Source organism: Streptomyces sp. NPDC046379 (assembly GCF_055587785.1).
In genome coordinates, this window is the sequence record NZ_JBVJFP010000010.1 from 84,987 (window position 1) to 107,687 (window position 22,701).

General features: G+C 71.0%; 24 protein-coding genes. 16 read left to right on the top strand and 8 right to left on the bottom strand.

Annotated elements, in window-relative coordinates:
- The first annotated feature begins 13 nt into the window (after positions 1-13).
- A complete protein-coding gene (locus ACZ6KF_RS18800; RefSeq protein WP_469239273.1) occupies positions 14-970 on the top strand; it encodes a hypothetical protein in 957 nt (318 codons plus the stop codon).
- 160 nt (positions 971-1,130) lie between these two features.
- Here ACZ6KF_RS18800 and ACZ6KF_RS18805 read toward each other — a convergent pair whose 3' ends face one another.
- Positions 1,131-2,570: a gamma-aminobutyraldehyde dehydrogenase gene (locus ACZ6KF_RS18805; RefSeq protein WP_469239275.1), complete on the bottom strand. Its 1,440-nt coding sequence runs from the start codon at positions 2,568-2,570 to the stop codon at positions 1,131-1,133.
- Positions 2,571-2,734: 164 nt separating this feature from the next.
- Here ACZ6KF_RS18805 and ACZ6KF_RS18810 point away from each other — a divergent pair, with 164 nt between their 5' ends.
- The 7 genes from ACZ6KF_RS18810 to ACZ6KF_RS18840 all read left to right on the top strand — a co-directional run bounded on the left by ACZ6KF_RS18810 (position 2,735) and on the right by ACZ6KF_RS18840 (position 9,817).
- Positions 2,735-3,283 (top strand): Lrp/AsnC family transcriptional regulator, encoded by a 549-nt coding sequence (locus ACZ6KF_RS18810; protein ID WP_356630002.1) that lies wholly within the window; start codon positions 2,735-2,737, stop codon positions 3,281-3,283.
- Between the two features lie 20 nt (positions 3,284-3,303).
- Complete coding sequence (locus ACZ6KF_RS18815; protein ID WP_356630004.1) at positions 3,304-4,668, top strand: aspartate aminotransferase family protein; 1,365 nt, start codon at positions 3,304-3,306, stop codon at positions 4,666-4,668.
- A gap of 188 nt (positions 4,669-4,856) precedes the next feature.
- Entirely contained in the window at positions 4,857-5,597 is a 741-nt protein-coding gene (locus tag ACZ6KF_RS18820; protein WP_356630006.1) for an ABC transporter ATP-binding protein, read from the top strand.
- The gene (locus ACZ6KF_RS18825; protein ID WP_469239277.1) at positions 5,579-7,180 is read left to right on the top strand and encodes a hypothetical protein; all 1,602 of its coding nucleotides are present in this window, start codon (positions 5,579-5,581) and stop codon (positions 7,178-7,180) included. The genes ACZ6KF_RS18820 and ACZ6KF_RS18825 overlap by 19 nt, the downstream gene beginning before the upstream one ends.
- Before the next feature lie 109 nt (positions 7,181-7,289).
- A complete protein-coding gene (locus ACZ6KF_RS18830; protein ID WP_356630010.1) occupies positions 7,290-7,697 on the top strand; it encodes a VOC family protein in 408 nt (135 codons plus the stop codon).
- Between the two features lie 179 nt (positions 7,698-7,876).
- Positions 7,877-8,956 (top strand): LOG family protein, encoded by a 1,080-nt coding sequence (locus ACZ6KF_RS18835; RefSeq protein WP_469239416.1) that lies wholly within the window; start codon positions 7,877-7,879, stop codon positions 8,954-8,956.
- Positions 8,957-9,136: 180 nt separating this feature from the next.
- Complete coding sequence (locus ACZ6KF_RS18840) at positions 9,137-9,817, top strand: LAETG motif-containing sortase-dependent surface protein (protein ID WP_469239279.1); 681 nt, start codon at positions 9,137-9,139, stop codon at positions 9,815-9,817.
- Positions 9,818-9,925: 108 nt separating this feature from the next.
- Here the strand turns inward: ACZ6KF_RS18840 and ACZ6KF_RS18845 are convergent, their stop codons facing one another.
- The 5 genes from ACZ6KF_RS18845 to rlmN form a co-directional block, all read right to left on the bottom strand.
- A complete protein-coding gene (locus ACZ6KF_RS18845; RefSeq protein ID WP_469239281.1) occupies positions 9,926-10,735 on the bottom strand; it encodes a maleylpyruvate isomerase family mycothiol-dependent enzyme in 810 nt (269 codons plus the stop codon).
- 23 nt (positions 10,736-10,758) lie between these two features.
- Positions 10,759-11,778, bottom strand: a complete 1,020-nt coding sequence (locus ACZ6KF_RS18850; RefSeq protein ID WP_469239283.1) for an ABC transporter ATP-binding protein — start codon at positions 11,776-11,778, stop codon at positions 10,759-10,761.
- The gene (locus tag ACZ6KF_RS18855; protein ID WP_469239286.1) at positions 11,778-13,451 is read right to left on the bottom strand and encodes an ABC transporter permease; all 1,674 of its coding nucleotides are present in this window, start codon (positions 13,449-13,451) and stop codon (positions 11,778-11,780) included. Before ACZ6KF_RS18855 ends, ACZ6KF_RS18850 begins: the two co-directional genes overlap by 1 nt.
- Positions 13,427-14,521, bottom strand: coding sequence for a thiamine ABC transporter substrate-binding protein (locus ACZ6KF_RS18860; RefSeq protein ID WP_469239287.1), 1,095 nt, complete (start codon positions 14,519-14,521; stop codon positions 13,427-13,429). Before ACZ6KF_RS18860 ends, ACZ6KF_RS18855 begins: the two co-directional genes overlap by 25 nt.
- A gap of 214 nt (positions 14,522-14,735) precedes the next feature.
- The gene (gene rlmN, locus ACZ6KF_RS18865; RefSeq protein ID WP_469239289.1) at positions 14,736-15,842 is read right to left on the bottom strand and encodes a dual-specificity RNA methyltransferase RlmN; all 1,107 of its coding nucleotides are present in this window, start codon (positions 15,840-15,842) and stop codon (positions 14,736-14,738) included.
- 210 nt (positions 15,843-16,052) lie between these two features.
- On the opposite strand from rlmN, the gene ACZ6KF_RS18870 reads away from it, so the two are divergent.
- The 3 genes from ACZ6KF_RS18870 to ACZ6KF_RS18880 all read left to right on the top strand — a co-directional run bounded on the left by ACZ6KF_RS18870 (position 16,053) and on the right by ACZ6KF_RS18880 (position 18,477).
- On the top strand, positions 16,053-16,688 hold the full coding sequence (locus tag ACZ6KF_RS18870) for a hypothetical protein (protein WP_469239291.1): 636 nt from the start codon (positions 16,053-16,055) through the stop codon (positions 16,686-16,688).
- A 30-nt stretch (positions 16,689-16,718) separates the two neighbouring features.
- The gene (locus tag ACZ6KF_RS18875) at positions 16,719-17,507 is read left to right on the top strand and encodes a DUF6414 family protein (protein WP_469239294.1); all 789 of its coding nucleotides are present in this window, start codon (positions 16,719-16,721) and stop codon (positions 17,505-17,507) included.
- Between the two features lie 409 nt (positions 17,508-17,916).
- Positions 17,917-18,477: an HD domain-containing protein gene (locus tag ACZ6KF_RS18880; protein WP_161368214.1), complete on the top strand. Its 561-nt coding sequence runs from the start codon at positions 17,917-17,919 to the stop codon at positions 18,475-18,477.
- Here ACZ6KF_RS18880 and ACZ6KF_RS18885 read toward each other — a convergent pair.
- Positions 18,465-18,935, bottom strand: coding sequence for an NUDIX hydrolase (locus ACZ6KF_RS18885; protein ID WP_469239296.1), 471 nt, complete (start codon positions 18,933-18,935; stop codon positions 18,465-18,467). The genes ACZ6KF_RS18880 and ACZ6KF_RS18885 overlap by 13 nt on opposite strands.
- Before the next feature lie 28 nt (positions 18,936-18,963).
- Complete coding sequence (locus ACZ6KF_RS18890; protein WP_356671732.1) at positions 18,964-19,695, bottom strand: XRE family transcriptional regulator; 732 nt, start codon at positions 19,693-19,695, stop codon at positions 18,964-18,966.
- Between the two features lie 156 nt (positions 19,696-19,851).
- Between ACZ6KF_RS18890 and ACZ6KF_RS18895 the strand changes: the two genes are divergently transcribed.
- From ACZ6KF_RS18895 to ACZ6KF_RS18915, 5 genes are all read left to right on the top strand, one after another.
- Positions 19,852-20,208: an SCO3933 family regulatory protein gene (locus ACZ6KF_RS18895; RefSeq protein WP_161368211.1), complete on the top strand. Its 357-nt coding sequence runs from the start codon at positions 19,852-19,854 to the stop codon at positions 20,206-20,208.
- Between the two features lie 2 nt (positions 20,209-20,210).
- Positions 20,211-21,566: an FtsK/SpoIIIE domain-containing protein gene (locus ACZ6KF_RS18900; RefSeq protein WP_469239298.1), complete on the top strand. Its 1,356-nt coding sequence runs from the start codon at positions 20,211-20,213 to the stop codon at positions 21,564-21,566.
- A gap of 84 nt (positions 21,567-21,650) precedes the next feature.
- On the top strand, positions 21,651-21,809 hold the full coding sequence (locus tag ACZ6KF_RS18905; RefSeq protein WP_167396220.1) for a hypothetical protein: 159 nt from the start codon (positions 21,651-21,653) through the stop codon (positions 21,807-21,809).
- Complete coding sequence (locus ACZ6KF_RS18910; RefSeq protein ID WP_469239301.1) at positions 21,809-22,477, top strand: DUF2637 domain-containing protein; 669 nt, start codon at positions 21,809-21,811, stop codon at positions 22,475-22,477. The genes ACZ6KF_RS18905 and ACZ6KF_RS18910 overlap by 1 nt, the downstream gene beginning before the upstream one ends.
- A 22-nt stretch (positions 22,478-22,499) precedes the next feature.
- The gene (locus tag ACZ6KF_RS18915) at positions 22,500-22,691 is read left to right on the top strand and encodes a mobile element transfer protein (RefSeq protein WP_161368208.1); all 192 of its coding nucleotides are present in this window, start codon (positions 22,500-22,502) and stop codon (positions 22,689-22,691) included.
- The last annotated feature ends 10 nt before the right edge of the window (positions 22,692-22,701 follow it).

A 22,701-nucleotide genomic window follows, 5' to 3' on the forward strand; every position in this document is an offset into this window, starting at 1 on the left:
CCAGGAGCCCGCGATGCGTCCCGCACAGAAGATCGGCGCCTTCACCGCCGCACTCGCCACGTCCTTCGCCGTCGCCTACGGCATCGGCGACGCCGTGAACCCGATCTCCACGGAGACGACGGCGGAGATGAAGACGGAGACGGCGGCGAAGCGCCCGGCGGCGAGCAGCACGCCCTCCGCGCCGGGGACCGCCCCCGGCGGCCTCCAGGTCTCCGAGCGCGGCTACACCCTGGACCTGGACACCCCGCGCGTGCGGGCGGGCGAGGAGAGCGAACTGCGTTTCGTCGTGCGCGACGGCAGGGGACGGCCGGTGACCGAGTACCGGCGCGAGCACGGGAAGGAACTGCACCTGATCGTCGCCTCACGCGATCTGACCGTCTACCGCCATCTGCATTCCGCACGCGGCTCCGACGGCGTCTGGCGCTCCACCGCCGACCTCCCCGACCCCGGCGCCTACCGCGTCTTCGCGGACTTCACGCCCGCCGCCCAGCAGGACGGCCTGACCCTGGGCGCCGACCTCGCGGTCACCGGGGACTACGCGCCGGGGAACCTCCCCGCGCCGTCCCGCACCGCCGAGGTGGACGGCTACACGGTCGCCCTCGCCGGCGGCCTGAAGGCGGGCGGCGAGAGCACGCTGACGTTCACGGTCACCCGCGCGGGCCGCCCCGTCACCGCCCTCCAGCCCTACCTGGGCGCGTACGGCCACCTGGTCGCCCTGCGCTCCGGCGACCTGGCCTACCTCCACGTTCACCCGCACGACGAGGTCCACGGCGACGCCGAGTCCGGCCCCGAGGTCGCCTTCTCCGCGACGGCGCCGAGCCCGGGGACGTACCGCCTGTTCCTGGACTTCAAGATCGACGGCGAGGTCCGCACCGCGGCGTTCACCGTCCGCGCGGGCGGCGGCGCACCGGCGGCGACGGAGCCGGCCCCGGAGCCGACCGGGCACGACGAGGCGCCGCACGGCCACTGACCGGCGCACGTCCGCGCGGGCGACCGCGTCCGGGCGGGCACGTCCGCGCGGGCGCCCCACCGGCATCCGTGGAACCCGCCCCGCCCTCTCGCCGGCACGGCCCCGAGCACACCGCGGCCCCGGACGGAGAGTCCCGTCCGGGGCCGCGCGCCGTGCGTCGTCAGGCGTCCAGCGACGTCATCACGTGCTTGATCCGCGTGTAGTCCTCGAAGCCGTACCCCGACAGGTCCTTGCCGTAGCCGGACTTCTTGAAGCCGCCGTGCGGCATCTCCGCGACCAGCGGGATGTGGGTGTTGATCCACACGCAGCCGAAGTCCAGCTTCTTGGACATCCGCATCGCGCGGGCGTGGTCCTTGGTCCACACCGAGGAGGCGAGGGCGTACTCGACTCCGTTGGCGTAGCCCACCGCCTGGTCCTCGTCGGTGAAGGACTGGACGGTGATGACGGGGCCGAAGACCTCGTTCTGGATGATCTCGTCGTCCTGCTGGAGGCCGGAGACGACCGTCGGGGCGTAGAAGTAGCCCTTGTCGCCGACCCGCTGACCGCCGGTCTCCACCTTGGCGTGGGCGGGCAGCCGGTCGATGAAGCCGGCGACCTGCCGGAGCTGGTTCGGGTTGTTCAGCGGGCCGTACAGGACGTCCTCGTCGTCGGGCCGCCCGGTCTTCGTCTCCGCCGCCGCCTTGGCGAGCGCGGCCACGAACTCGTCGTGGATGGACTCCTGCACGAGCACGCGGGTGGCGGCCGTGCAGTCCTGGCCGGCGTTGAAGAAGCCCGCGACCGAGATGTCCTCGACGGCCTTGGCGATGTCGGTGTCCTCGAAGACCACGACCGGGGCCTTGCCGCCCAGCTCCAGGTGGACGCGCTTGACGTCCTTGGCGGCGGACTCGGCGACCGACATGCCGGCGCGCACCGAGCCGGTGATGGAGGCCATCGCCGGGACCGGGTGCTCGACCATCAGACGGCCGGTGTCGCGGTCGCCGCAGATGACGTTGAAGACGCCCTTGGGCAGGATCTCCCCGAGGATCTCGGCGATCAGGACCGTGGAGGCGGGGGTCGTGTCGGACGGCTTGAGCACGACCGTGTTGCCCGCCGCGATGGCCGGGGCGAACTTCCACACGGCCATCATCATCGGGTAGTTCCAGGGCGCGACCTGCGCGCAGACGCCGACCGGCTCGCGGCGGACGATCGAGGTCATGCCGTCCATGTACTCGCCCGCGGAGCGGCCCTCCAGCATCCGGGCCGCCCCCGCGAAGAAGCGGATCTGATCGACCATGGGCGGGATCTCCTCGGAGCGGGTCAGCCCGACCGGCTTGCCCGTGTTCTCCACCTCGGCCGCGATCAGGTCCTCGGCCCGCTCCTCGAAGGCGTCGGCGATCTTGAGCAGGGCCTTCTGCCGCTCGGCGGGCGTGGTGTCCCGCCACGCCGGGAACGCGGCCGCGGCGGCGGCCATGGCGGCGTCGACGTCGGCCTGTCCGGAGAGCGGAGCGGTCGCGTACGCCTCGCCGGTGGCGGGGTTGACCACCTCCGTGGTCCGTCCGTCGGCGGCGTCCCGGAACTCTCCGTCGATGTAGTTGCGCAGGCGACGCAGTTCGGTGGTCACTGCCGGCCCTCCTGTCGGGGTGTCCATTCCTTGAGATGCCCACCCTAATCGGTTGCCCGACGGTTTCAACACCCCCCGCCGCGCCGATTCTGCGAAATCCGCACACTGCGAACGCGTAAACAACGGATTTCATCAATCCGGCCTTGCGAAACCGTCGAGTCCTCATGCACAGTGAGGTCGTGGCCAGTCGAAGCGCAGACCAGAGAGGCACGCGGGACCTCCGCGAGACCTCCCGTGAGACCCCCCGCGAGCCGAGGAACGGCAGCCCCCAGCTGGACGCCGTCTCGCTCGCGATCATCGAGCAGCTCCAGGAGGACGGCCGCCGGCCGTACGCCGCGATCGGCAAGGCCGTGGGCCTGTCGGAGGCGGCCGTGCGCCAGCGCGTCCAGAAGCTGCTCGACCAGGGCGTGATGCAGATCGTCGCCGTCACCGACCCGCTCACCGTGGGCTTCCGGCGGCAGGCGATGGTCGGGATCAACGTCGAGGGCGACGCGGAGTCCGTGGCCGACGCGCTGACCGGCATGGCGGAGGTCGAGTACGTGGTGATGACCGCGGGCTCGTTCGACGTGCTCGCGGAGATCGTCTGCGAGGACGACGACCACCTGCTGGACGTCATCAACAAGCGCATCCGCGCTCTGCCCGGCGTGCGCTCCACCGAGAGCTTCGTCTACCTCAAGCTCAAGAAGCAGACCTACATGTGGGGAACCCGATAACCCGTGAGGACCCGATAACCGTGAGCACCAAGGACCTCAGCCGCTCCGCGTACGACCACCTGTGGATGCACTTCACCCGCATGTCCTCGTACGAGAACTCCCCCGTCCCGACGATCGTCCGCGGCGAGGGCACCTACATCTACGACGACAAGGGCAGGCGCTACCTCGACGGACTCGCGGGCCTGTTCGTGGTCCAGGCCGGGCACGGCCGCACGGAACTGGCCGAGACCGCCGCCAAGCAGGCCCAGGAGCTGGCCTTCTTCCCGGTCTGGTCCTACGCCCACCCCCGCGCCGTCGAGCTGGCCGAGCGCCTCGCCGACCACGCCCCGGGCGATCTGAACAAGGTCTTCTTCACCACCGGCGGCGGCGAAGCGGTCGAGACCGCCTGGAAGCTCGCCAAGCAGTACTTCAAGCTGACGGGCAAGCCCACCAAGTACAAGGTCATCTCGCGCGCGGTCGCCTACCACGGCACCCCGCAGGGAGCCCTGTCCATCACCGGCCTGCCGGCCCTGAAGGCCCCCTTCGAGCCGCTGGTGCCGGGCGCGCACAAAGTGCCGAACACCAACATCTACCGCGCCCCGATCCACGGCGACGACCCCGAGGCCTTCGGCCGCTGGGCCGCCGACCAGATCGAGCAGCAGATCCTCTTCGAGGGCCCGGACACGGTGGCCGCGGTCTTCCTGGAGCCGGTGCAGAACGCCGGCGGCTGCTTCCCGCCGCCGCCCGGCTACTTCCAGCGGGTGCGCGAGATCTGCGACCGGTACGACGTCCTGCTCGTCTCGGACGAGGTCATCTGCGCCTTCGGCCGCCTGGGCACGATGTTCGCCTGCGACAAGTTCGGCTACGTCCCGGACATGATCACCTGCGCCAAGGGCATGACCTCGGGCTACTCCCCGATCGGCGCGTGCATCGTCTCCGACCGTCTCGCCGAGCCGTTCTACAAGGGCGGCAACACCTTCCTGCACGGCTACACCTTCGGCGGCCACCCGGTCTCCGCCGCGGTGGGCCTGGCCAATCTCGACCTGTTCGAGCGGGAGAACCTCACCCAGCACGTCCTGGACAACGAGGGCGCGTTCCTCTCCACGCTGCAGAAGCTGCACGACCTGCCGATCGTCGGCGACGTCCGCGGCAACGGCTTCTTCTACGGCATCGAACTGGTCAAGGACAAGGCGACCAAGGAGTCCTTCGACGCGGAGGAGACCGAGCGGGTCCTGTACGGCTTCCTGTCCAAGGCCCTGTTCGAGAACGGCCTGTACTGCCGCGCCGACGACCGCGGCGACCCGGTCGTGCAGCTCGCGCCGCCGCTGATCTCCGACCAGCGGACGTTCGACGAGATCGAGCAGATCCTGCGCGCGACGCTGACGGAGGCGTGGACGAAGCTCTGACCGTCCCGTCGCTGATCAACACCGGCCCCGGACCCGTCCGTTCGAGTGAGAACGGCCGCCCGGGGCCGTGTGCTGTCCGGGCTTCCCGCGTGGTCTGCCTAGCGTGCCAGTGACCGATCGGCCCGGCTGTTCGTTCCCCCGGACGGGGGACCACACGGGAAAACGGATCAGAACCGAGGTGTACGCCCATGGAGGCCCCACCGGACAACGACGTGCTGTGGGCACGGTCCCTGCACTTCACCCATCCCGACGGCTTCGCCGCGCTCGGCGGCGTCTCGCTCGCCGTGCGGGAGGGCGAGATCCTCGCCGTCACGGGTCCGCGCGGCAGCGGAAAAACGACCCTGCTGCACTGTCTCGCGGGACTGGTCCGCGTCCGCCGCGGCGAGGTCTGGTTCAACAGCCTCCCCGTGCACACCATGGGCTCCGTGGCCCGTGAACGGCTGCGCCGGGAGCGCTTCACCTGGATCGACCCGGGACCCTCGCTGGTCCCCGAGCTGAACGCCTGGGAGAACGCCGCGCTGCCGATGATGCTGCGCGGCATCGGCCGCCGCCGCGCCAAGGCCGCCGCCCTGGAGTGGCTGGAGCGCCTCGACGTGGGCGGCAAGGCCCGCAAACGCCCGCACCAGCTCACCAAGGCCGAGCGCCAGCGTGTGTGCGTCGCCCGCGCGGTGGCCCCCGCTCCGACGGTCCTGTTCGCCGACGAGCCGACCGCTCCCCTGCACCGCGCCGACCGCGCCCAGGTGCTGCGCACCCTCACCACGGCCGCCCGCTCGCACGGCATCACCGTCGTGTTCGCCACCCACGACCCGGACGCCGCGGCCGTCGCCGACCGCACGGTGTCGCTGCGCGACGGCCGGCGCGTCAACACCGTGCACCTGCCGCCGGTCGCCGACTCGGAAGGCCGGGCCGCGTGCTCGCTCTCCGTCTGACCCGAAGCGCCCACCCGGCCGTCCAGCTGCGCCGGCTGCTCGTCGCGGCGGCCTCGGCGGGCACGGGCTTCCTGCTGCTGTGCGCCCTCGGCCACGCGCTGAGCCACCCGCACGATCCGGCCGCCTCCGCGCTGCGGCTCGCCTGGTGCGCGGCGCCGCTCGCCGCCACCGTCCAGTTCGCGGTGGCCGTCGCCCGCACCGACCCCGGCACCCGGCCCCGCCCCGGCCTCTCCGCGATCGGCCTCGGCCCGGCCCGTCTGATGGCCGTCGCGGCGACGACGACGGCCCTGTCGACCACCCTCGGCTCGACGCTCGCCCTGCTGTTCTTCCTGCACCTGCGCGGCGACCTCACGGGCCTGCCCTTCGACGCCGCGGCGGCGGACTTCCTCGCCGCGGGCCACCCCCTCCCGCTCCCCGCCGCCCTCACCCTCCTCGCCCTGGTCCCGGCGGCGGCGTCCCTGGCCGTCGCCGTGGTCCTGCGGCCACGGGAGAGCCGGCGCACGGGGCGGAGGCAGGGCGGCCGGTCGGGGTGGGCGAGGCAGGGCGGCCGGTCGGGGTGGGCGAGGCAGGGCGGCCGGTCGGGGTGGGCGCGGGCCAGCGGCCACGGCACCGGGCGCGGGTCCGCCGGAGCGGGCGGCCGCGTCCGCCCGCCGTCCGCGGATGCCGCCCGGCCCGTCGGGACGGACGGCGCCGGCGAGGCCCGCCGGGCCCACGCGACCGGCGGCCGGGACGGCGCCCCCCGGCCCCACGCGGCGGAGGGTTCCGGTCGCGCGCCCGCGGCCGTCGGGTCGTACGGCCCCTCCGGCCACCGGCCCCACCGGGCGCCGACCGCGCGCACCGCGGACGCGCGGGAGACCGACGTGTGGGAGGCGGACGTGTGGGAGGCGGCCCCCCGTCCGACGGACCGCCACGAGGACCGCTTCCGCCCGGCGTACGACGTCACCGCCCCCTCGCCCCTCCCCACCGACCACCGCGCCGCCCCCGTCGCCCTTCCCTGGGGCATGGCCACCGTCGCCGCCGGGCTCGCCGTCGAGGCCTACGCCGGGCATGCCACGGCCACTCCCGCCGGACTCGCCCTCCCCGGAGGACTGACCGGCGGCCCGGCCGGCGTGCTTCTCGGGTGGGCGCTCACCGCCCTCGGGCTCGCCCTCGCCGGCCCCGGCCTCACGCACCTGTCCGGCAGGCTGCTCCAGGCCGTCCGGCCCGGGGCGCTGCGGCTGCTCGCGGGCCGGGTCCTGATGGCGGAGGCGTCCCGCATCGGACGGCCCCTCGGCGTGGTCTGCGCCGTCGCCTCCGCCGCGTACGCGACGGCCGTCCTGCGCGCTCCGGACGGGCCGTCCTTCGGTCCGCTGTCCACCCTCGGCGCGCTGCTCGTCGCCGGCTGCGCCGTCGCCACGCTGCTCACCGCGGCCGTGGAGGCCCGGCAGATCCGCGCCGAGACCACCGCCGCCCTGGTGCGGCTCGGGGCCCCCGCCGCGCTGCTGCGCGCCGCCGCCGCGCTGCGCGCCGGGGCGCTCGTCGCCGTCTTCACGCCGCTGACCCTGGTCGTCGCCGAGCTGGCCGCCCAGCCCCTGGCCCGCTGAGGGACACTGCGGAGATCCCGCGGAAAAAAATCTTCGGGCGCCGATGAGTTCGCGGACCCGCCCCGGTCTACCCACCGAACACGACGAACCCGACGGGAAAGGCCCCGCCATGTACCAGCAGATGATCTTCGTGAACCTGCCCGTGAACGACATCGAGGCCTCGAAGAAGTTCTTCACGGAACTGGGCTACTCGATCAACCCCCAGTTCAGCGACGAGACCACGGCCAGCGTCGTGATCAGCGACACGATCATCGCGATGATGCTCTCCAAGGAGAAGTACGCCCAGTTCACCAAGAAGGAGATCGCGGACGCCACGAAGACCAGCGAGGTCCTGATCGCGCTGAGCGCCGAGAGCCGCGAGAACGTGGACGAGCTGGTGGACAAGGCGATCGCGGCGGGCGGCACCGCCTCGGGCGAGACCCAGGACCTCGGTTTCATGTACGGCCGCGCCTTCGACGACCTGGACGGCCACACCTGGGAGGTCGTGTGGATGGACCCGGCGGCCATCGAGGGCTGAGCCCGCACCGGCCGCCCGTCGGCGGGGCGGGCGGCCCTCGTGCCTAGCATGGGCGGGTGCAGCAACCACCCGCCCGCGCATCCCACCCGTCCGCTCCCGCGCCGGCCCCCGCGGACTCGTCCAGCGGAGCCTTCCCCACCGGCGCCACGGCCTCCCACACCGCCTCGCACGACCGCGAGATCGAGTCGCTCGCCGAGTTCGACGAGGTCCTCGCCGCCCATGGCACCCTGGCCCGGTTCCGGGTCCAGGCCGTCGATCTGACCGGCCGTACGGACCGCCTGCTGACCGCCGACGTCTCGGGCGCCGTCTTCCTCGGCTGCCCGATGAGCCCCGAGGCCGCGAACCGGGTCGCCGCCGCCGGGGCACTCGTCTTCCCGCCCGCACCGGGCCTGCCCTTCGACCCGTACCGGGGCTTCGTGTACACCCCCGAGGAGCTGTTCGACTCCCTCGACGCGGGCTACGAGGCCACCCCCGACTTCCACGCCTACGCCTGGTTCCGGTCGACCCGGGCCGACGGGGACGTCTTCGCGTCCATGCTGCGCACCGTCCACGACGACGCGATCTCCGACGCGCTCGACGAACTCCTCGTCGGCGCACGGGTGGTGGGCGTCATGGGCGGCCACGCGATGGCGCGCGGCACCGCGCCGTACGAGGGCGCCGCCCGGCTCGGGCGCGAGCTGGCCCGCGCCGGACTGACCGTCGCCACCGGCGGCGGCCCGGGTGCGATGGAAGCGGCCAACCTCGGCGCGTACGCCGCCCCGTTCGACGACGGGATGCTCGCCGAGGCCCTGCGGCTCCTCGCCGAGGCACCGCAGTTCGTCCCGTCGGTCACCGACTGGGCGCGGGCCGCCTTCGAGGTGCGCGCCCGCTGGCCGCACGGCGGTCCCTCGGTCGGCGTCCCGACCTGGTTCTACGGCCATGAGCCGCCGAACGCCTTCGCCGCGCACATCGCCAAGTACTTCGCCAACGCCACCCGCGAGGACGGCCTGTTGGCGCGCTGCACCGCGGGTGTGGTCTTCCTGCCGGGAGCGGCCGGGACCGTGCAGGAGATCTTCGACAACACGACCCCGAACTACTACGAGTCGCGCGGCGAGCCGACCCCCATGGTTCTGGTCGACCGCGCGCACTGGACGGAGCGGTTGCCGGCCTGGCCGCTGCTGCGATCACTCGCCCGGGAGCGGCCGATGGAGGCGCGGATCGCGCTGGTGGACACCATCGAGGAGGCGCCGGCGGCCCTCGAGCGGCTCAGTGGCCGGTAAGACCCCTTCGCGGCCCATGAGCGGGTAAAGGCAAGTCCCCCGCGGGGACCGCAGATTGACACTGTTATCGAACGCTTATAGACCTGTGAGTCTCCTGGGAGTGGTGAGGCGCCGGCACACTCCGATCGTCCCGCCTCTCCCCTCAGCCCTCCGCAATCTGCGCGATCCTGAAGGACAAACGTGTCCATAATCCACCGCACCGCACGTCGCCGCGTGCGTTTCCTCGGCGCCGCCTCCGTCTCGGCCGCGTTCGCGCTCGGCGTCGCGGGCCACGCGTTCGCCAGTGACATCGGTCAGTTCTCCGCCGCGGCCGAGTGCGACGGCGGCAAGGGGATCATCACGGTCACGGCCAAGGATCCGGCCGGCACGCCCGCGCTCGTCTCCGTCTACCTCGAGAACAACGGGGCGGACGCCCGGTTCGTCGGTGAGCAGGAGGTCCGGGGCTCGGCCGAGGGCGTCAGCGTGGTCTTCGCCGAGGACTGGAAGCCGGGCGCCGTCTACCGGATCCGCGTCAAGGCCGGCGCCGAGGTCGACGAGGACATCCGGCCGAATCTGACCGCGCCGGGCACGGCCTGCGCCGACGACTCCGAGGACCCGAAGCCGGCCCCGTCGAAGCCGGCGGCCGCCATCTCGGCGCACCCGACGTCCCAGGCGCCCGCGCCGGCCACTCCGCAGACCAGCATCCCGCCGGCCTCCGCGGACAGCGTCCCGTCGCCGGCCACCGGCGACTCCCATCTCGCCGCGACCGGCTCCAGCTCCAACACCGGCCTGATCATCGGCATCGCCGCCGTGCTGGTCGCCGTCGGCGTGGCCGCGGTGTTCCTGGGCCTGCGTCGCCGGGGCACGAACGACGACCGCTGAGCCGAGCGGGCGGGGCATCGGCGAAGGTCGCCCCGGCGGGCGGCCTCATGCGCAGGTCGCCCCCGGCGGGCGGCTTCGGTCGAACGCCGTCCCGGGCGGGCGTTCTCCTCAGTCGAAGGACGCCCGCTCCAGCCAGAACTCCAGCAGCCCGCGCTCGCCGAGCACGTCGAGGCCGGGGCTGTCCAGCGGCAGTCGGCGGTAGAACGCGAGCAGCACGGAGGTGAGCGGCCCGCGCAGGGCGACGGTCGCCTTCTCGTGGCCGCGCCGCCACACCACCCCCTCCCCGGTGAGTTCGATGGTCCACTCGGCGTCGAGGGCGGCGTCCGTGTCGGTGGCGTGCAGGTGGATGCTGCCGGTCCGCCCGAGCAGCTCGCGCGTCGCCTCGCCGGGGGCATTGCGCTGGAGGTACGCCACGATGCCGAGCCACTCGTCGAGGGCGTCGGCGGCGATCTCGGGGGCCACGCGGTACGGCAGGCCGGCGGCGAGGACCGCGTCGGCGCGGTGGACGGCGAGTTCGTGGGTCATCCGGCGCGCCCAGAAACCCGCGGTGCGGGTCCCGGCCCAGCCCCACACCTCGGTGTCGGGCCCGGCCTCGCGCAGGGTGCGCGCCAACCGCTCGCCGCTCTCGGCCATCCAGGCCGCCAGCGCCGGCGCGTCCCCCCGGGCCTCGGGCCCGGCCGCTCCCGGCACCCGGTCCCCGGGGATCATCTCCACGGCGCGGGTGCGCACCATCAGCTCCGCCCAGCGCAGGACGGAGCCGACGTGCCGGACGAGCTGTTCCAGGGTCCAGTCCGGGCAGGTCGGCACGGTCGCGGACAGATCGGCTCCGGAGGCGACGAGCACCTCCAACTCCTGTGCCTGCGCGGCGATTTCCTCGCAGTAGCGGTCGTACGTCAAAGGTTCGGCACGGTCGGTCATGCCCGCACCCTACGGTCGCCCGGTCAGCCGAGCACCACGATTTCCGCCGGGTCGAACTCCACCCCGACCACGCCCCCGGCCTCGGGAGCGTCCCGCAAAGCACACGCCGCCTCCAGCCGCGGCGCGCCCTCCGGCTGGAGCTGTACGGCGACATGGGTGCCCTTGAACGTGCGCGCGACCACCGTGCAGCGCAGGCCGGCGCCGGCCTCGACCAGGCGCACCCCGGCGGGCCGTACGAGCAGGGTCCGGGAGCCCTGGGGGGCGCCCTCGGGCACGGGCAGCCTGCCCCACGGCGTGTCCGCGGCCCGTCCGTCCACTGTCGCCGAGGTCACGTTCTCGAAGCCGAGGAAGCGGGCCACGAACGCGTCGGCCGGCCTCTGCCACACGTCAAGGGGCGAGCCCGACTGGGCGATCCGTCCGTCCCGCATGACCACGACCCGGTCGGCCAGCGCGAACGCCTCGCCCTGGTCGTGCGTCACGGCGAGCACGGTGGTGCCCAACCGGGTGAACAGCTCGCGCAGCTCCACCACCAGCCGCTCCCGCAGAGAGCGGTCGAGCTGCCCGAGCGGCTCGTCCAGCATCAGCAGCCTCGGCCGCGGCGCCAGCGCCCGGGCGAGGGCGACGCGTTGCTGCTCACCCCCGGAGAGCGAGGCGACGGCCCGCCGCCCGGCGCCCGGCAGCCCGACCAGCTCCAGCAGCTGCGCGACCCGTTCGCGCTGCCGCTCCCTCGGCGCCCCGTGCATCCGCAGCCCGAAGGCCACATTGCCGGCCACGTCCCGCTGCGGGAACAGCTGATGGTCCTGGAACATCAGCCCGACGCCCCGCTTGTGCGCGGGCGTCCCCGCCTGGTCCCGCCCGTCGAGCAGCACCCGCCCGGAATCCAGCGGCTGCAGTCCGGCGACCGCCCGCAGCAACGTCGACTTGCCGCTGCCGCTCGGCCCGAGCACGCACACGATCTCGTGCTCGGCGACGCCCAGGCCGACGCCGTCGAGCACGGCCCGCCCGCCGAACCGGACGGTGGCGTCCTGGAGGGCCAGCAGCATCAGAACTCTCCCGTCCGGTCGGTACGCAGACGTTCCAGCACCAGCAGGGCCACCGCGCACACCACCATCAGAATCGTGGACAGGGCCATCGCCTGCCCGTAGTTGAGTTCGCCGGGCCGGCCCAGCAGCCGGGCCACGGCGACCGGCAGCGTCGGGTTGTCGGGCCGGGCGATGAACACCGTGGCGCCGAACTCGCCGAGGGACACGGCGAACGCGAACCCGGCCGCGACCAGCAGCGCCCGCCGCACCATCGGCAGGTCGACCTCGCGCCAGACCCGCCAGGGCGACGCCCCGAGCACCGCCGCCGCCTCGCGCAGCCGCGCGTCCACCGCCCGCAGCACGGGCAGCATCGTCCGCACCACGAACGGCACCCCGACCAGCGCCTGCGCCACCGGCACCAGCAGCCAGGAGGAACGCAGGTCCAGCGGCGGCTCGTCGAGCGCGATCAGGAAGCCGAAGCCCACGGTCACCGCGGACACGCCGAGCGGCAGCATCAGCAGCGCGTCGAAGCCGCGCACGAACCGGCCCGCGTCCCGCCGGGTCAGCGCGGCGGCGGCCAGCCCGCCGACCAGCACGGCGATGGCGGTGGCGACGACGGCGTACCCGAGGGAGTTGCCGACCGCGTTGATCGGCGGCACCAGGAAACTGCCGCCCTCCTGGCTGGTCAGCGCCCGGTAGTAGGCGAAGTCGGGGGCGGCGAGGGACCGTTCGACGAGCACGGCCAGCGGCAGCAGGATCAGCGCCGCCACGGTGGCGAGGACCCCGGCCAGCAGCCACCGCTCCCCCGCTCCGCGCGGCCGGTGCGCGGTGACGGAGGCGTCGACCAGCTTCAGCGCGGTCTCCCTGCGCCGTACCGTCCAGGCGTGCAGGGCGAGGATCGCGCCGACCGCGAAGAACTGGATGAGCGTGAGCACCGCGGCCGTGGACAGGTCGAAGATCTCGGAGGTCTGCCGGTAGATCTCCACCTCCAGGGTCGCGAAGGCCGGTCCGCCGAGGATCTGCACGACGCCGAAGGAGGTGAAGGTGAACAGGAAGACCATCAGCGCGGCGGCGGCCACGGCGGGCGCGAGCGCGGGCAGCGTGACCTGCCGCCACGCCCGCAGCGGCGAGGCGCCGAGCATGCGCGCGGCCTCCTCCTGGCGCGGGTCGAGCTGGGCCCACAGCCCGCCGACCGTGCGGACGACGACGGCGTAGTTGAAGAAGACGTGCGCGAGCAGGATCGCCCACACGGTGGTGTCGAGCCGGACGCCCCACAGCTCGTCCAGCAGTCCGCCGCGCCCGACGAGCGCGAGGAACGCCGAGCCGACGACGACCGTCGGCAGCACGAACGGCACGGTCGCCACCGCCCGCAGCACCTGCTTGCCGGGGAAGTCGAGGCGGGCGAAGGCGTAGGCGGCGGGCAGCGCGATCAGCAGCGTCAGCGCGGTGGAGAGCAGGGCCTGCCAGGTGGTGAACCACAGGACGTGCCGGATGTCCGGCCGGGTGAGGACGTCCGCGATCCGGCCCAACTGCCAGGCCCCGTCGACGCGCAGACCGCGGGCGACGATCGCGGCGACGGGGTGGGCGAAGAAGACGCCGAAGAACGCGACGGGCAGGGCGATCAGGCCCAGCCGCGCCGCGCTCCCCTTCGCACGGAGCGCCCGGGACGTCACTTCAGGACGAGCGAGGTCCACGCGCCGACCCACTCGTCGCGGTGAGCGGCGATGTCGTCCGGGGCCATGGTCCGCGGGTCCTCGGCCTGCCGCCCGTACTTCCTGAACTCCTCGGGCACCTGGGCGCCCTCGCGCACCGGGTGGACGAACATGTTCAGCGGCATGTCCTCCTGGAACTCCTTCGAGATCAGGAAGTCCAGCAGCGCCTTGCCGCCCTCGGGGTTCTTCGCGTTGCCGAGCAGCCCGGCGTATTCGATCTGCCGGAAGCAGGTGCCGGTCGCCACGCCGGTCGGGGCGGTGTCCGGCCTGGGGTCGGCGAAGACGACCTCGGCGGGCGGCGAGGAGGCGTACGAGACGACGAGCGGCCGCTCTCCGCCGGCCTCCCGGCCGCCGGAGGACCCGGAGAACTCCTCGTTGTAGGCCTGCTCCCAGCCGTCGACCACCTTCACGCCGTTGGCCTTGAGCTTCTTCCAGTACTCCGGCCAGCCCTCGTCCCCGTACGCGGCGGCGGTGCCCAGCAGGAAGGCGAGGCCGGGCGAGGAGGTGGCGGCGTTCTCGGTGACGAGGAGGTCCCGGTACACGGGCTTCACCAGGTCGTCGAAGGTCCGCGGCGGGTCCAGCTTGCGGTCGGCGAAGTACTTCTTGTCGTAGTTGACGCAGACGTCGCCGGTGTCGACGGGCGTGACCCGGTGCTTCACCGTCTCGTCGCGGTACTCCGGGCGGATCAGGTCGGCGCCCTTCGCCTCGTACGGCTGGAACAGGCCGTTGTCGAGCGCGCGGGAGAGCAGGGTGTTGTCGACGCCGAAGAAGACGTCGCCCTGCGGGTTGTCCTTGGTGAGGATGGCCTTGTTGACGGCGGTACCGGCGTCGCCGTCCATGAGGACCTTGAGCCGGTAGCCGGACTTCTTCTCGAAGGAGGCGATCACGTCCTTCGACACGACCCACGAGTCGTGGCTGACCAGCGTCACGGTCTTCGAATCGGACGTCCCGGTGCCGTCGGAGCCGTCGGAGTCGCCGGACGTGCACGCGGACAGCGTGACGAGGCCCAGCCCCACGACCGCGGCCGTGAACTTCTTGGCGGTGGTGCTCACCGATTTCCTCCTGGCTGACCAGGAAGAGACGCGGCCCTGCCCGTTCGCGGGCAGGGCGCAACAGCTCGAGTGGTGACCGATCTCCCTACCCAGAATGACCTGGGCGAGGTTCGGAGGGTCTGCGGTCTTGAACCGCACTCTCAGCGCTGTGGCGCTCCCCTGTCGGAATATGTAGGAATACTCAGATCACGAACATGTACGTACGAAGGTCAGACTACCGCTCGGTGGCCGCGAGCTGACCACACGCCCCGTCGATCTCCTGGCCACGGGTGTCCCGGACGGTGACCGGCACCCCGTGCGCGGCGATGGCCTCCACGAACGCCTTCTCGTCCTCGGGCCGCGAGGCGGTCCACTTCGAGCCGGGCGTGGGGTTGAGCGGGATCAGGTTGACGTGCACCGGCCGACCCTTGAGCAGCCGGCCGAGCCGGTCGCCGCGCCATGCCTGGTCGTTGATGTCGCGGATCAGCGCGTACTCGATGGACAGCCGCCGCCCGGACCTGGCCGCGTAGCCGAAGCCCGCGTCGAGCACCTCGCGGACCTTCCACCGGGTGTTGACGGGCACGAGGGTGTCGCGCAGCTCGTCGTCGGGAGCGTGCAGGGAGATCGCGAGCCGGCACTTGAAGCCCTCGTCGGCGAACCGGTGGATCGCCGGGACCAGTCCGACGGTGGACACGGTGATCCCGCGCTGCGACAGCCCCAGCCCGTCCGGCTCCGGATCGGTCAGCGCGCGGATGGCGCCGACGACCCGCTTGTAGTTGGCGAGCGGCTCGCCCATCCCCATGAAGACGATGTTGGACAGCCGCGCCGGCCCGCCCGGCACCTCGCCGTCCCGCAGCGCCCGCATGCCGTCCACGATCTGGTGCACGATCTCGGCCGTCGACAGGTTCCGGTCCAGTCCCGCCTGCCCGGTCGCGCAGAACGGGCAGTTCATCCCGCATCCGGCCTGCGAGCTGATGCACATCGTCACCCGGTCCGGGTAGCGCATCAGCACCGACTCGACCAGCGTGCCGTCGAACAGCCGCCACAGCGTCTTGCGGGTGGCGCCCTCGTCGGTCGACAGATGCCGTACGACGGTCATCAGCTCGGGGAACAGCGCCTCCCGCAGCCTGGCACGCGAACCGGCGGGGATGTCGGTCCACTGCTCGGGGTCGTGCGCGTACCGCGCGAAGTAGTGCTGCGAGAGCTGCTTGGCGCGAAACGGCTTCTCGCCGATCTCGGCGACGGCTTCCCTGCGCTCGGCGGGCGAGAGATCGGCAAGGTGCCGCGGCGGCTTCTTGGCTCCGCGCGGGGCGACGAAAGTGAGTTCTCCGGGTGCAGGCATAACCCTTCCAGTGTGGCAGATCATCGCCGGGAGCCCAGGCCGGAGCGGGGTGGGGGTGGTCACCTGTGGGTGCCGTCTGTCAGCGTTGGCCAGCCTCGGACGGCCCAGGGACGGCCCAGGGTGCTTCGCTGCCGCGATGCCGCCTCCGAGAGTTCGCCCGGAATTTTTGAAACTTCCGCATATGCACCGACTGGCTGCCATAATCCAATCGTGCTAGCAGCAACGAACTCGAACAGCGCAGGAGCACTTCCGGCTGCCGCCGTGGTAGCAGCCTGTGCCCTCCTGTTCACGATCGCTTCTTTCTGGTGGCTCAACGCCCGCCAAGGGGTCCTTAAGTCTTACACTCCTCACTCCTTCGCCGCTGCTACGACAAGCAGCAAGACGCTCATCCGGATCCCTCTAATTTTCTTCAACACCGGCCCGAAGCCAATCATCGTGCAAAATTTGCGCTTGACCCTTTCAGACACAACAAAAGGCACGGTCACTCTTCCCTGGAGCACCACTCGCGATCGGATCCGACCCGAGAAGGATGACGACCCCCGGCTTCCCAGCGTCTTCGTTGTAGCAGGCCGGTCCGCCGTACAGGTGTTTGCGGAATTCAGCACGCCATTTCCGAACTTTATTCCAGAGCTCCGAGAATATCAGGCCGCAGTCCAATGCAAACTTGGCCACAAGAAACACTGGGGCGACCTCCTGGAATTCCCTATCCAGCTAGGCAACATGACCACCCCTACAGCTTATATTGCCTACAGTAATGAGCCAACGGAAATCACCGAGGACGACCGCACAAAAGCCGCCGCCGCCCTCGATAGTTTGAGATCCGCAGAGAATTCAAACCCAGCTTGATCCCCCACCGACACTTAGATTGGATTACACATGCCCATCCCGTCCCTCCCCCGCTTCCTCTACTTGGACGAGAAAGGACTAGGTGAGTATCTCTCCGTAGTAGAGCAAGGACTCTCCGATGAAGCAAAGACGCGTCGCTTGTCAAGCGGAGGGCAAGTAACGTCCGCCGGGCTCGGTCAACCAGCAGACGGTGAGTCCACCTCAGAGGAAGAGCGAGTAGTCCGCGAAACGGCTAGTCAGCGCTTCATCCGCCTGGTCACCGCACTCGACGTAGCGGCCACTCAGTGGCGATACCGCGACATCGAGGACCTGGGAGAAGAATTCGAAAGCGTCAATGTAGCAGACATCGTGCACGTACAGTGCGAAGTGGAGATTCCCCCTTTCATTCGCATGCTCAGTCAGCCAGAACAGTTGGATGACATGGTGAACCTGATTGAGGCATTTCGAGCAATGGCTCCCATGCTTGGACAGGATCTCGAAGGGCTTCCTGGAGAGAAGGAGACGAAAGCTTTTAGCGATTTCGGCAAAGCGATGAAATCAGACGTGGTCATCCTTGGCGATCAAGAAGACGGCGGCCCTCAAATTACAGGCAAGCTGAACAAGGATTACGTTCGAGATGCAATAGAAGGCGAGGTTTTCATTCTAGGGAAGGTCGCCAAGCGATTGAAGCACGGAGAAACTCACTCCCTCCTAGCGATCCCTGGTGCATCCCTGATGAGTCGAAAGCAGCGCAGGGAAGCTGCTCGACAAGAGCAGTCGGACGACACCACATTGGTCGGCCCGGCTCTGACCCTGGATATTCTCGCGATCTACCGCTGACACCTGCCCAACAGGTCGGCGGAGCGGCTTTGGGCTGGAGCTGCTTTGGGGCGAGTGATCATGGCCCCGTAAGCTTCCGGCGAGTCGGGCAGTCTGTGGACCTGCCCGTTAAAGCACGACGTTGGGGCCATGATCTTAGAGGCTCGCCCCAAAGTGGCTGCCTAAAGCCGTGGAGCCGACCGCCCCAGCCACAGAGGGTGTCTCCCCACTTCATGCCCGCAGCCGCCGAGCGCGCCGCCGGGCGCGGCCAGCCGAGGCGCAGACAGGAGGCAGGCCGCGCCGCAGAGGCGGCGCGCGCCCGCGCCGTGCGCGGGCCTTGATGAAGTAGGGAAAGTTGTACCGCACCCATGATCGAGTCGCTCGATCGTGGCCTGTCGGCTCCCTACTCGTCTCGGCTACCGTTCCTTGCATGCCTTCTGCACTGGACACGCCTCAGGGAGCGGCCGAACTCGCCGAGTCTCTGCTTCCCCAGCTCGGCAATCGCTGGCTGCACACGCAGGCTGTGGCCGCTCGGGCACGTGAGGCCTCCGCGGCTGTGTCCGAGGCTGACCGGGATCTCCTCGTCGCCGCAGCGTGGCTGCATGACATCGGTTACGCCCCCGAGCTTCGCGAGACCGGGTTCCATCCCCTCGACGGTGCCCGTCACCTGGAAGCACTGGGTGCGCCGGCGCGTCTGGTGCGGCTGGTCGCTCACCACTCCGGGGCCGTGTACGAAGCAGAGCAGCGCGGTCTGTCGGCAGAGCTGGCCGTCTACGAGCGGGAAGACTCCCCCGTCCTCGATGCGCTGATCTTCGCCGACATGACAACCGGCCCCGCAGGGCAGTCCTTCCCCTTCGACACGCGCATCGACGAGATCCTCGTCCGCTACGAGCCGGGCAGCGAGGTGCACAACGCGATCAGCAAGGCACGTCCGTACCTCCAGGCCGCCGTCGAGCGAACCCTCGACCGCATGGCCGCTCAGCCGATGTAGGGCTCGGTCCGGTCGGCCAGGCCGTGATCGATCCGCATGCGCATCGACGGGTGGATGTTCAGCTCGCCCAGCCTGCCCGGATCGACGAACGCCACTTCCTTGCTCTCGCTGCTCGTCCGCAGCTGGCCGCCGACGATGCGGGCATGGAAGCAGATCGAGAACTGCTGGCGGACCTCACCGTCGTCGTAGGCCATGACGTGTCCGGGGTTCGTGTAGATCCCGACCAGGCCGGTGACCTCGACGTCGAAGCCGGTCTCTTCCTTGGTCTCGCGTACAGCCGCGTCGGGCGCTGACTCGCCCAGGTCGATGCCGCCTCCGGGCAGGGCCCACAGATCGTTGTCTGTCTTGTGGATCAGCAGGACCTCACCGGCCTCGTTACGGGCCACGGCGGTCACGGAGGGGACGAGGCTGTTCGCCTTCGGGGCGTTCGGATCGTTGAAGTAGTCGACGCGTGCCATGCGTTCAGCGTCGCACGTCGGAAGCCGGTTATGCCTTCCGGCCCTGATCCCACGCGTAGTCGAAGCTGCGCATGTAGTGCCGGAACGTCCGTGCTCCCGGCAGGTACTTGAAGTGCATCACCGGGTTCTGCCCGGCGGGAGCTCCGAGCACGTGGGGATTCACCAGCACGTCGTCATCGAACCGGTAGATCGAGTTGTAGAGGATCGTGTCGTGCAGCCGGATCTCTACGCCGGGTGTCGACATGGCGGGCTGCAGGTACCGGCGGGTTATCCGCGCTCGGGCCGCCAGGTCGTCGCCGATGCCCTCCTCCTCGCCACGCTGGCGCACGGCCGCGGAATCCGGGTCGCCCAGCAGGATGCGGACCTGGGCGCCGGCCTTCGCCTTCTCGGCCAACTGGTCCGGCAGGTCCGGGTGACTGTCGAAGAGGAACAGTCCCGCGTACACCAGGATGTCGACCTGGTCCGTCGCCTTCTCGATCAGGGAGGACCACAGCGGGGCAGGGACGGCACCGCGGTGCGGATAGTACGTGATCAGCTCCGACGCGCTCGCCTTCTCGGCCTGCTTCTCGACTGACGGCCACACGTAGACCTCGTCGACCCCCAGGAAGCTCGCGGCCTTCCAGCGGTGCCCCCGGTGCGGAGTCCGGTTGGTGGTGATCCAGCGCTCGACGCTCTTGGGATCGACTCCGACGTGTTCGGCGACGGACTGGATCGTCTCGCCCTTCGCCGAAATCGCAGCCCGCAGACGTTCGTTCGCCATGGTGTTCCCTCCTAGGGACCCATAGGGACGTTTTGACGGTAGCTCAGACGTCCCTAAACGTCCATACGGACCGTGATGCGTCCAACCCCTCTCGCGGTCTCCTGATGTCACCGACGGGACGTCGGCCAAGAACCCATCACAGCAGGAGACAAGACGATGCGTCAGATTCCCGTGGACACCTCCGCCGCGACCGTGATGGTCGCCAAGACCCCGCAGCCCAAGGTCAAGGACCGCCGAACCGGTGAGATCGCCATGGACGTCGAGTCCGGCGCGAAGCTGATGACGGTCGATGTGATGTTCGCGGCCAACGACGAGGTGGAGATCCTCTCCATCACCGTCCCCGAGCCGGGCATCTCCGGTGAGCTGACCATGGGCACGCCGGTCGCGCTCACGGGCCTGATCGCACGGCCGTGGGAGAACGACTTCAACGGTCAGAAGCGGCACGGCATCGCCTTCCGCGCGGTCGCCGTCACCTCGCTGGCCGCCGCTGCCTCGAACTCGAAGGCGGCCTGACCATGACCGCCTTCACGGTCGCTCTGGTGCTGGTCGTCGCCGCTGCGGGTCTCCTGCGGCGGCGGCGCCCCGCCTGGTACTGGATGACCTTCGGCGTCACCCTCGCCTCGCTGCGGGTCCTGGTCCGCTACGCCTCCGTCATGGACGCCTGTGGCCTGACGGTCCCGCCCCCGCGCTGGCGCCTGGCTCTGGCCCGGATCGCCAACCGGCCCGTGCCGGACTCCCGCCCACCGCGCATCCTGCGCTTCCGGCCGACCCGTACCGGCCTGGTCCTGCGCCTGGGACTGCGCCCCGGTCAGGACGCCTTCGACGTCGCCGCCGCCTCGGACCGGCTGCGCCACTCCTTCTCCATGTACGGTGTCACCTCGCGTGAGGTGCGCTCGGGTGTCGTGGAAGTGCGGATGACCGGCTACGACGTCCTCAAGCAGGTGCAGATGCCCGCCGAGGTCGACACCCGCCCCATGAGGGTTCCGGTCGCCCTGCGCGAGGACGGCTCGGTGCACTACCGCGACTACCGGGCCGTCCCGCACGCCCTCACGCTCGGCGCCACCGAGTCGGGCAAGTCCGTCTACCAGCGCAACCTGGTCGCCGGGCTCGCCCCGATGGACGTCGCCCTGGTCGGCATCGACTGCAAACAGGGGGTGGAGCTGTTCCCGCTGGCCCGCCGGTTCTCCGCCCTCGCCGACAACCCCGACACCGCCGCCGACCTCCTCGACGCGCTCGTGTCCCGCATGGAAGGCGTCTATCAACTCATCCGGGCTGAGCAGCGCATCACCTCCGCCGTGCCCGACGCCGAGATAGCCGCCGACATCTGGGACCTGCCCGACGACATCCGTCCCGTCCCGGTCGTGGTCCTGGTCGACGAGGTCGCCGAACTCGCCCTGTTCGCCAGCAAGGAGGAAGAGAAGCGGCGCGACCGCATCATCACCGCACTGGTCCGCCTCGCCCAGCTCGGCCGCGCGGCCGGCATCTACCTGGAGATCTGCGGACAGCGCTTCGGCTCCGAACTCGGCAAGGGCATCACCATGCTCCGCGCCCAGCTCACCGGCCGCACCGCCCACCGCGTCAACGACGAAACCAGCGCCAACATGGCCTTCGGCGACATCTCCCCGGACGCCGTCCTGGCCGCCATCCAGATCCCCGCCGAGACACGCGGGCTGGCGATCGCCGGTGACTCGACCGGCGGCTGGCACCGCATCCGCGCCCCGCACACCTCGCTCCGCCAGGCCGTGAACACCTGCAACCGGCACGCCGACCGCACACCGGTCCTGCCTGAACTGGCCCCCTTCCGGCCCGAGCTGGTCAGTTCCTCCGAGGCCCTGGTGCCGCTGTCCAAGACGGCTCCCGTCACGGCCTGAGTTCCCCCCACCCAACGGTCGGTGCGACCGCCCTTCGCGCCAGGTTCCTACCCCTGCCATGTCTGATGAAGGGAGAACCCCGCCATGTGCCCCGACTGCGAGGACTTCGCCCGCACGGTCCTGCTCCTGGGCCAGCTCGCCCTCTACGCCGACACGACCGGCGCTGACCTCGACTTCGTGGACGCCGTCAGCCCTTCCCTGGCCGCCTCGCTCCCCGAACCGCCGACCGGGGAGGAGTCCTGATGCCCGCCCGTCACAGCCTGCGCGTCGACGCCGTCCTGGTCCAGGCCGTCATCGCCGGAGCCTTGTCCTTCGCCCACCTGCACGACCTGGCCGCCGCTGCCGGACAGGACGGCTGGAAGGCCTGGGCCTACCCGGTCAGCGTCGACCTGCTCCTGGTCGCCGCCTGGCGACGACTCCGCCGTGAGGGCCCGTCCCGGCTGGCCTGGTGCTGGTTCCTCATCGCCCTGTTCGCCTCGCTCGGCGCCAACGTCGCCACCGCCGGATTCCTCGACCTGGCCGACCCACCCGCCCTGCTCCGCCTCGGCATCGCCGGATGGCCCGCGCTCGCCTTCCTCGGCGGAACCCTCCTCGCACACTCCGGCGACCACCGGATCCCGGATGCCTCGGCACCCGCCGCGGCCCCGGAACCCGGTCTCGCCGACGACCGCGAACCGGCCCCCGAAGCCACGCCGGACCCGGAGCCCGCCCCGGCCCCGGTGGAGGAGCCGCCGGCGCTTCCGCCCGCCGACCCGGTGCCCGCGGTTCCCGCCGTGCTCATCGACCACGCCCGCAAGGTCGCCGCCGACTACCGCGACCGCACCGGCGCTCCGATCGACACCGACACCCTGCGCGCCCGACTCGGCGTCCCGCCCCACCTCGCCGACGCCATCGCCGCCCAGCTCGCCTGACCCGGAAGGAGAACCATCCGCCATGCCCGCCCGCGACCACTTCCACTCCGTGATGCGGATCGGCCCCGTGCAGATCGGCACCCACCGTGACCGCCACGGCCAGACCAAGTACGCCGCCGTCTGCACCGCTGACCGCTGCGGCTGGTCCGCCGACTACTCCAGCCAGAGTGCCGCCCAGCTCGCCGCCCGCACCCACCGCTGCCGCGTCCGCTAGGAGACACCGC

Coding starts and splice junctions, on each gene's coding strand:
- ACZ6KF_RS18885 (WP_469239296.1), bottom strand. CDS start 18,935: ATGGCACGCGTCGACTACTTCAACGATCCGAACGCCCCGAAGGCGAAC.
- ACZ6KF_RS18880 (WP_161368214.1), top strand. CDS start 17,917: ATGCCTTCTGCACTGGACACGCCTCAGGGAGCGGCCGAACTCGCCGAG.
- rlmN (WP_469239289.1), bottom strand. CDS start 15,842: ATGCCTGCACCCGGAGAACTCACTTTCGTCGCCCCGCGCGGAGCCAAG.
- ACZ6KF_RS18910 (WP_469239301.1), top strand. CDS start 21,809: ATGCCCGCCCGTCACAGCCTGCGCGTCGACGCCGTCCTGGTCCAGGCC.
- ACZ6KF_RS18875 (WP_469239294.1), top strand. CDS start 16,719: ATGCCCATCCCGTCCCTCCCCCGCTTCCTCTACTTGGACGAGAAAGGA.
- ACZ6KF_RS18800 (WP_469239273.1), top strand. CDS start 14: ATGCGTCCCGCACAGAAGATCGGCGCCTTCACCGCCGCACTCGCCACG.
- ACZ6KF_RS18845 (WP_469239281.1), bottom strand. CDS start 10,735: ATGACCGACCGTGCCGAACCTTTGACGTACGACCGCTACTGCGAGGAA.
- ACZ6KF_RS18905 (WP_167396220.1), top strand. CDS start 21,651: ATGTGCCCCGACTGCGAGGACTTCGCCCGCACGGTCCTGCTCCTGGGC.
- ACZ6KF_RS18900 (WP_469239298.1), top strand. CDS start 20,211: ATGACCGCCTTCACGGTCGCTCTGGTGCTGGTCGTCGCCGCTGCGGGT.
- ACZ6KF_RS18830 (WP_356630010.1), top strand. CDS start 7,290: ATGTACCAGCAGATGATCTTCGTGAACCTGCCCGTGAACGACATCGAG.
- ACZ6KF_RS18820 (WP_356630006.1), top strand. CDS start 4,857: ATGGAGGCCCCACCGGACAACGACGTGCTGTGGGCACGGTCCCTGCAC.
- ACZ6KF_RS18810 (WP_356630002.1), top strand. CDS start 2,735: ATGCACAGTGAGGTCGTGGCCAGTCGAAGCGCAGACCAGAGAGGCACG.
- ACZ6KF_RS18850 (WP_469239283.1), bottom strand. CDS start 11,778: ATGCTGCTGGCCCTCCAGGACGCCACCGTCCGGTTCGGCGGGCGGGCC.
- ACZ6KF_RS18915 (WP_161368208.1), top strand. CDS start 22,500: ATGCCCGCCCGCGACCACTTCCACTCCGTGATGCGGATCGGCCCCGTG.
- ACZ6KF_RS18890 (WP_356671732.1), bottom strand. CDS start 19,695: ATGGCGAACGAACGTCTGCGGGCTGCGATTTCGGCGAAGGGCGAGACG.
- ACZ6KF_RS18895 (WP_161368211.1), top strand. CDS start 19,852: ATGCGTCAGATTCCCGTGGACACCTCCGCCGCGACCGTGATGGTCGCC.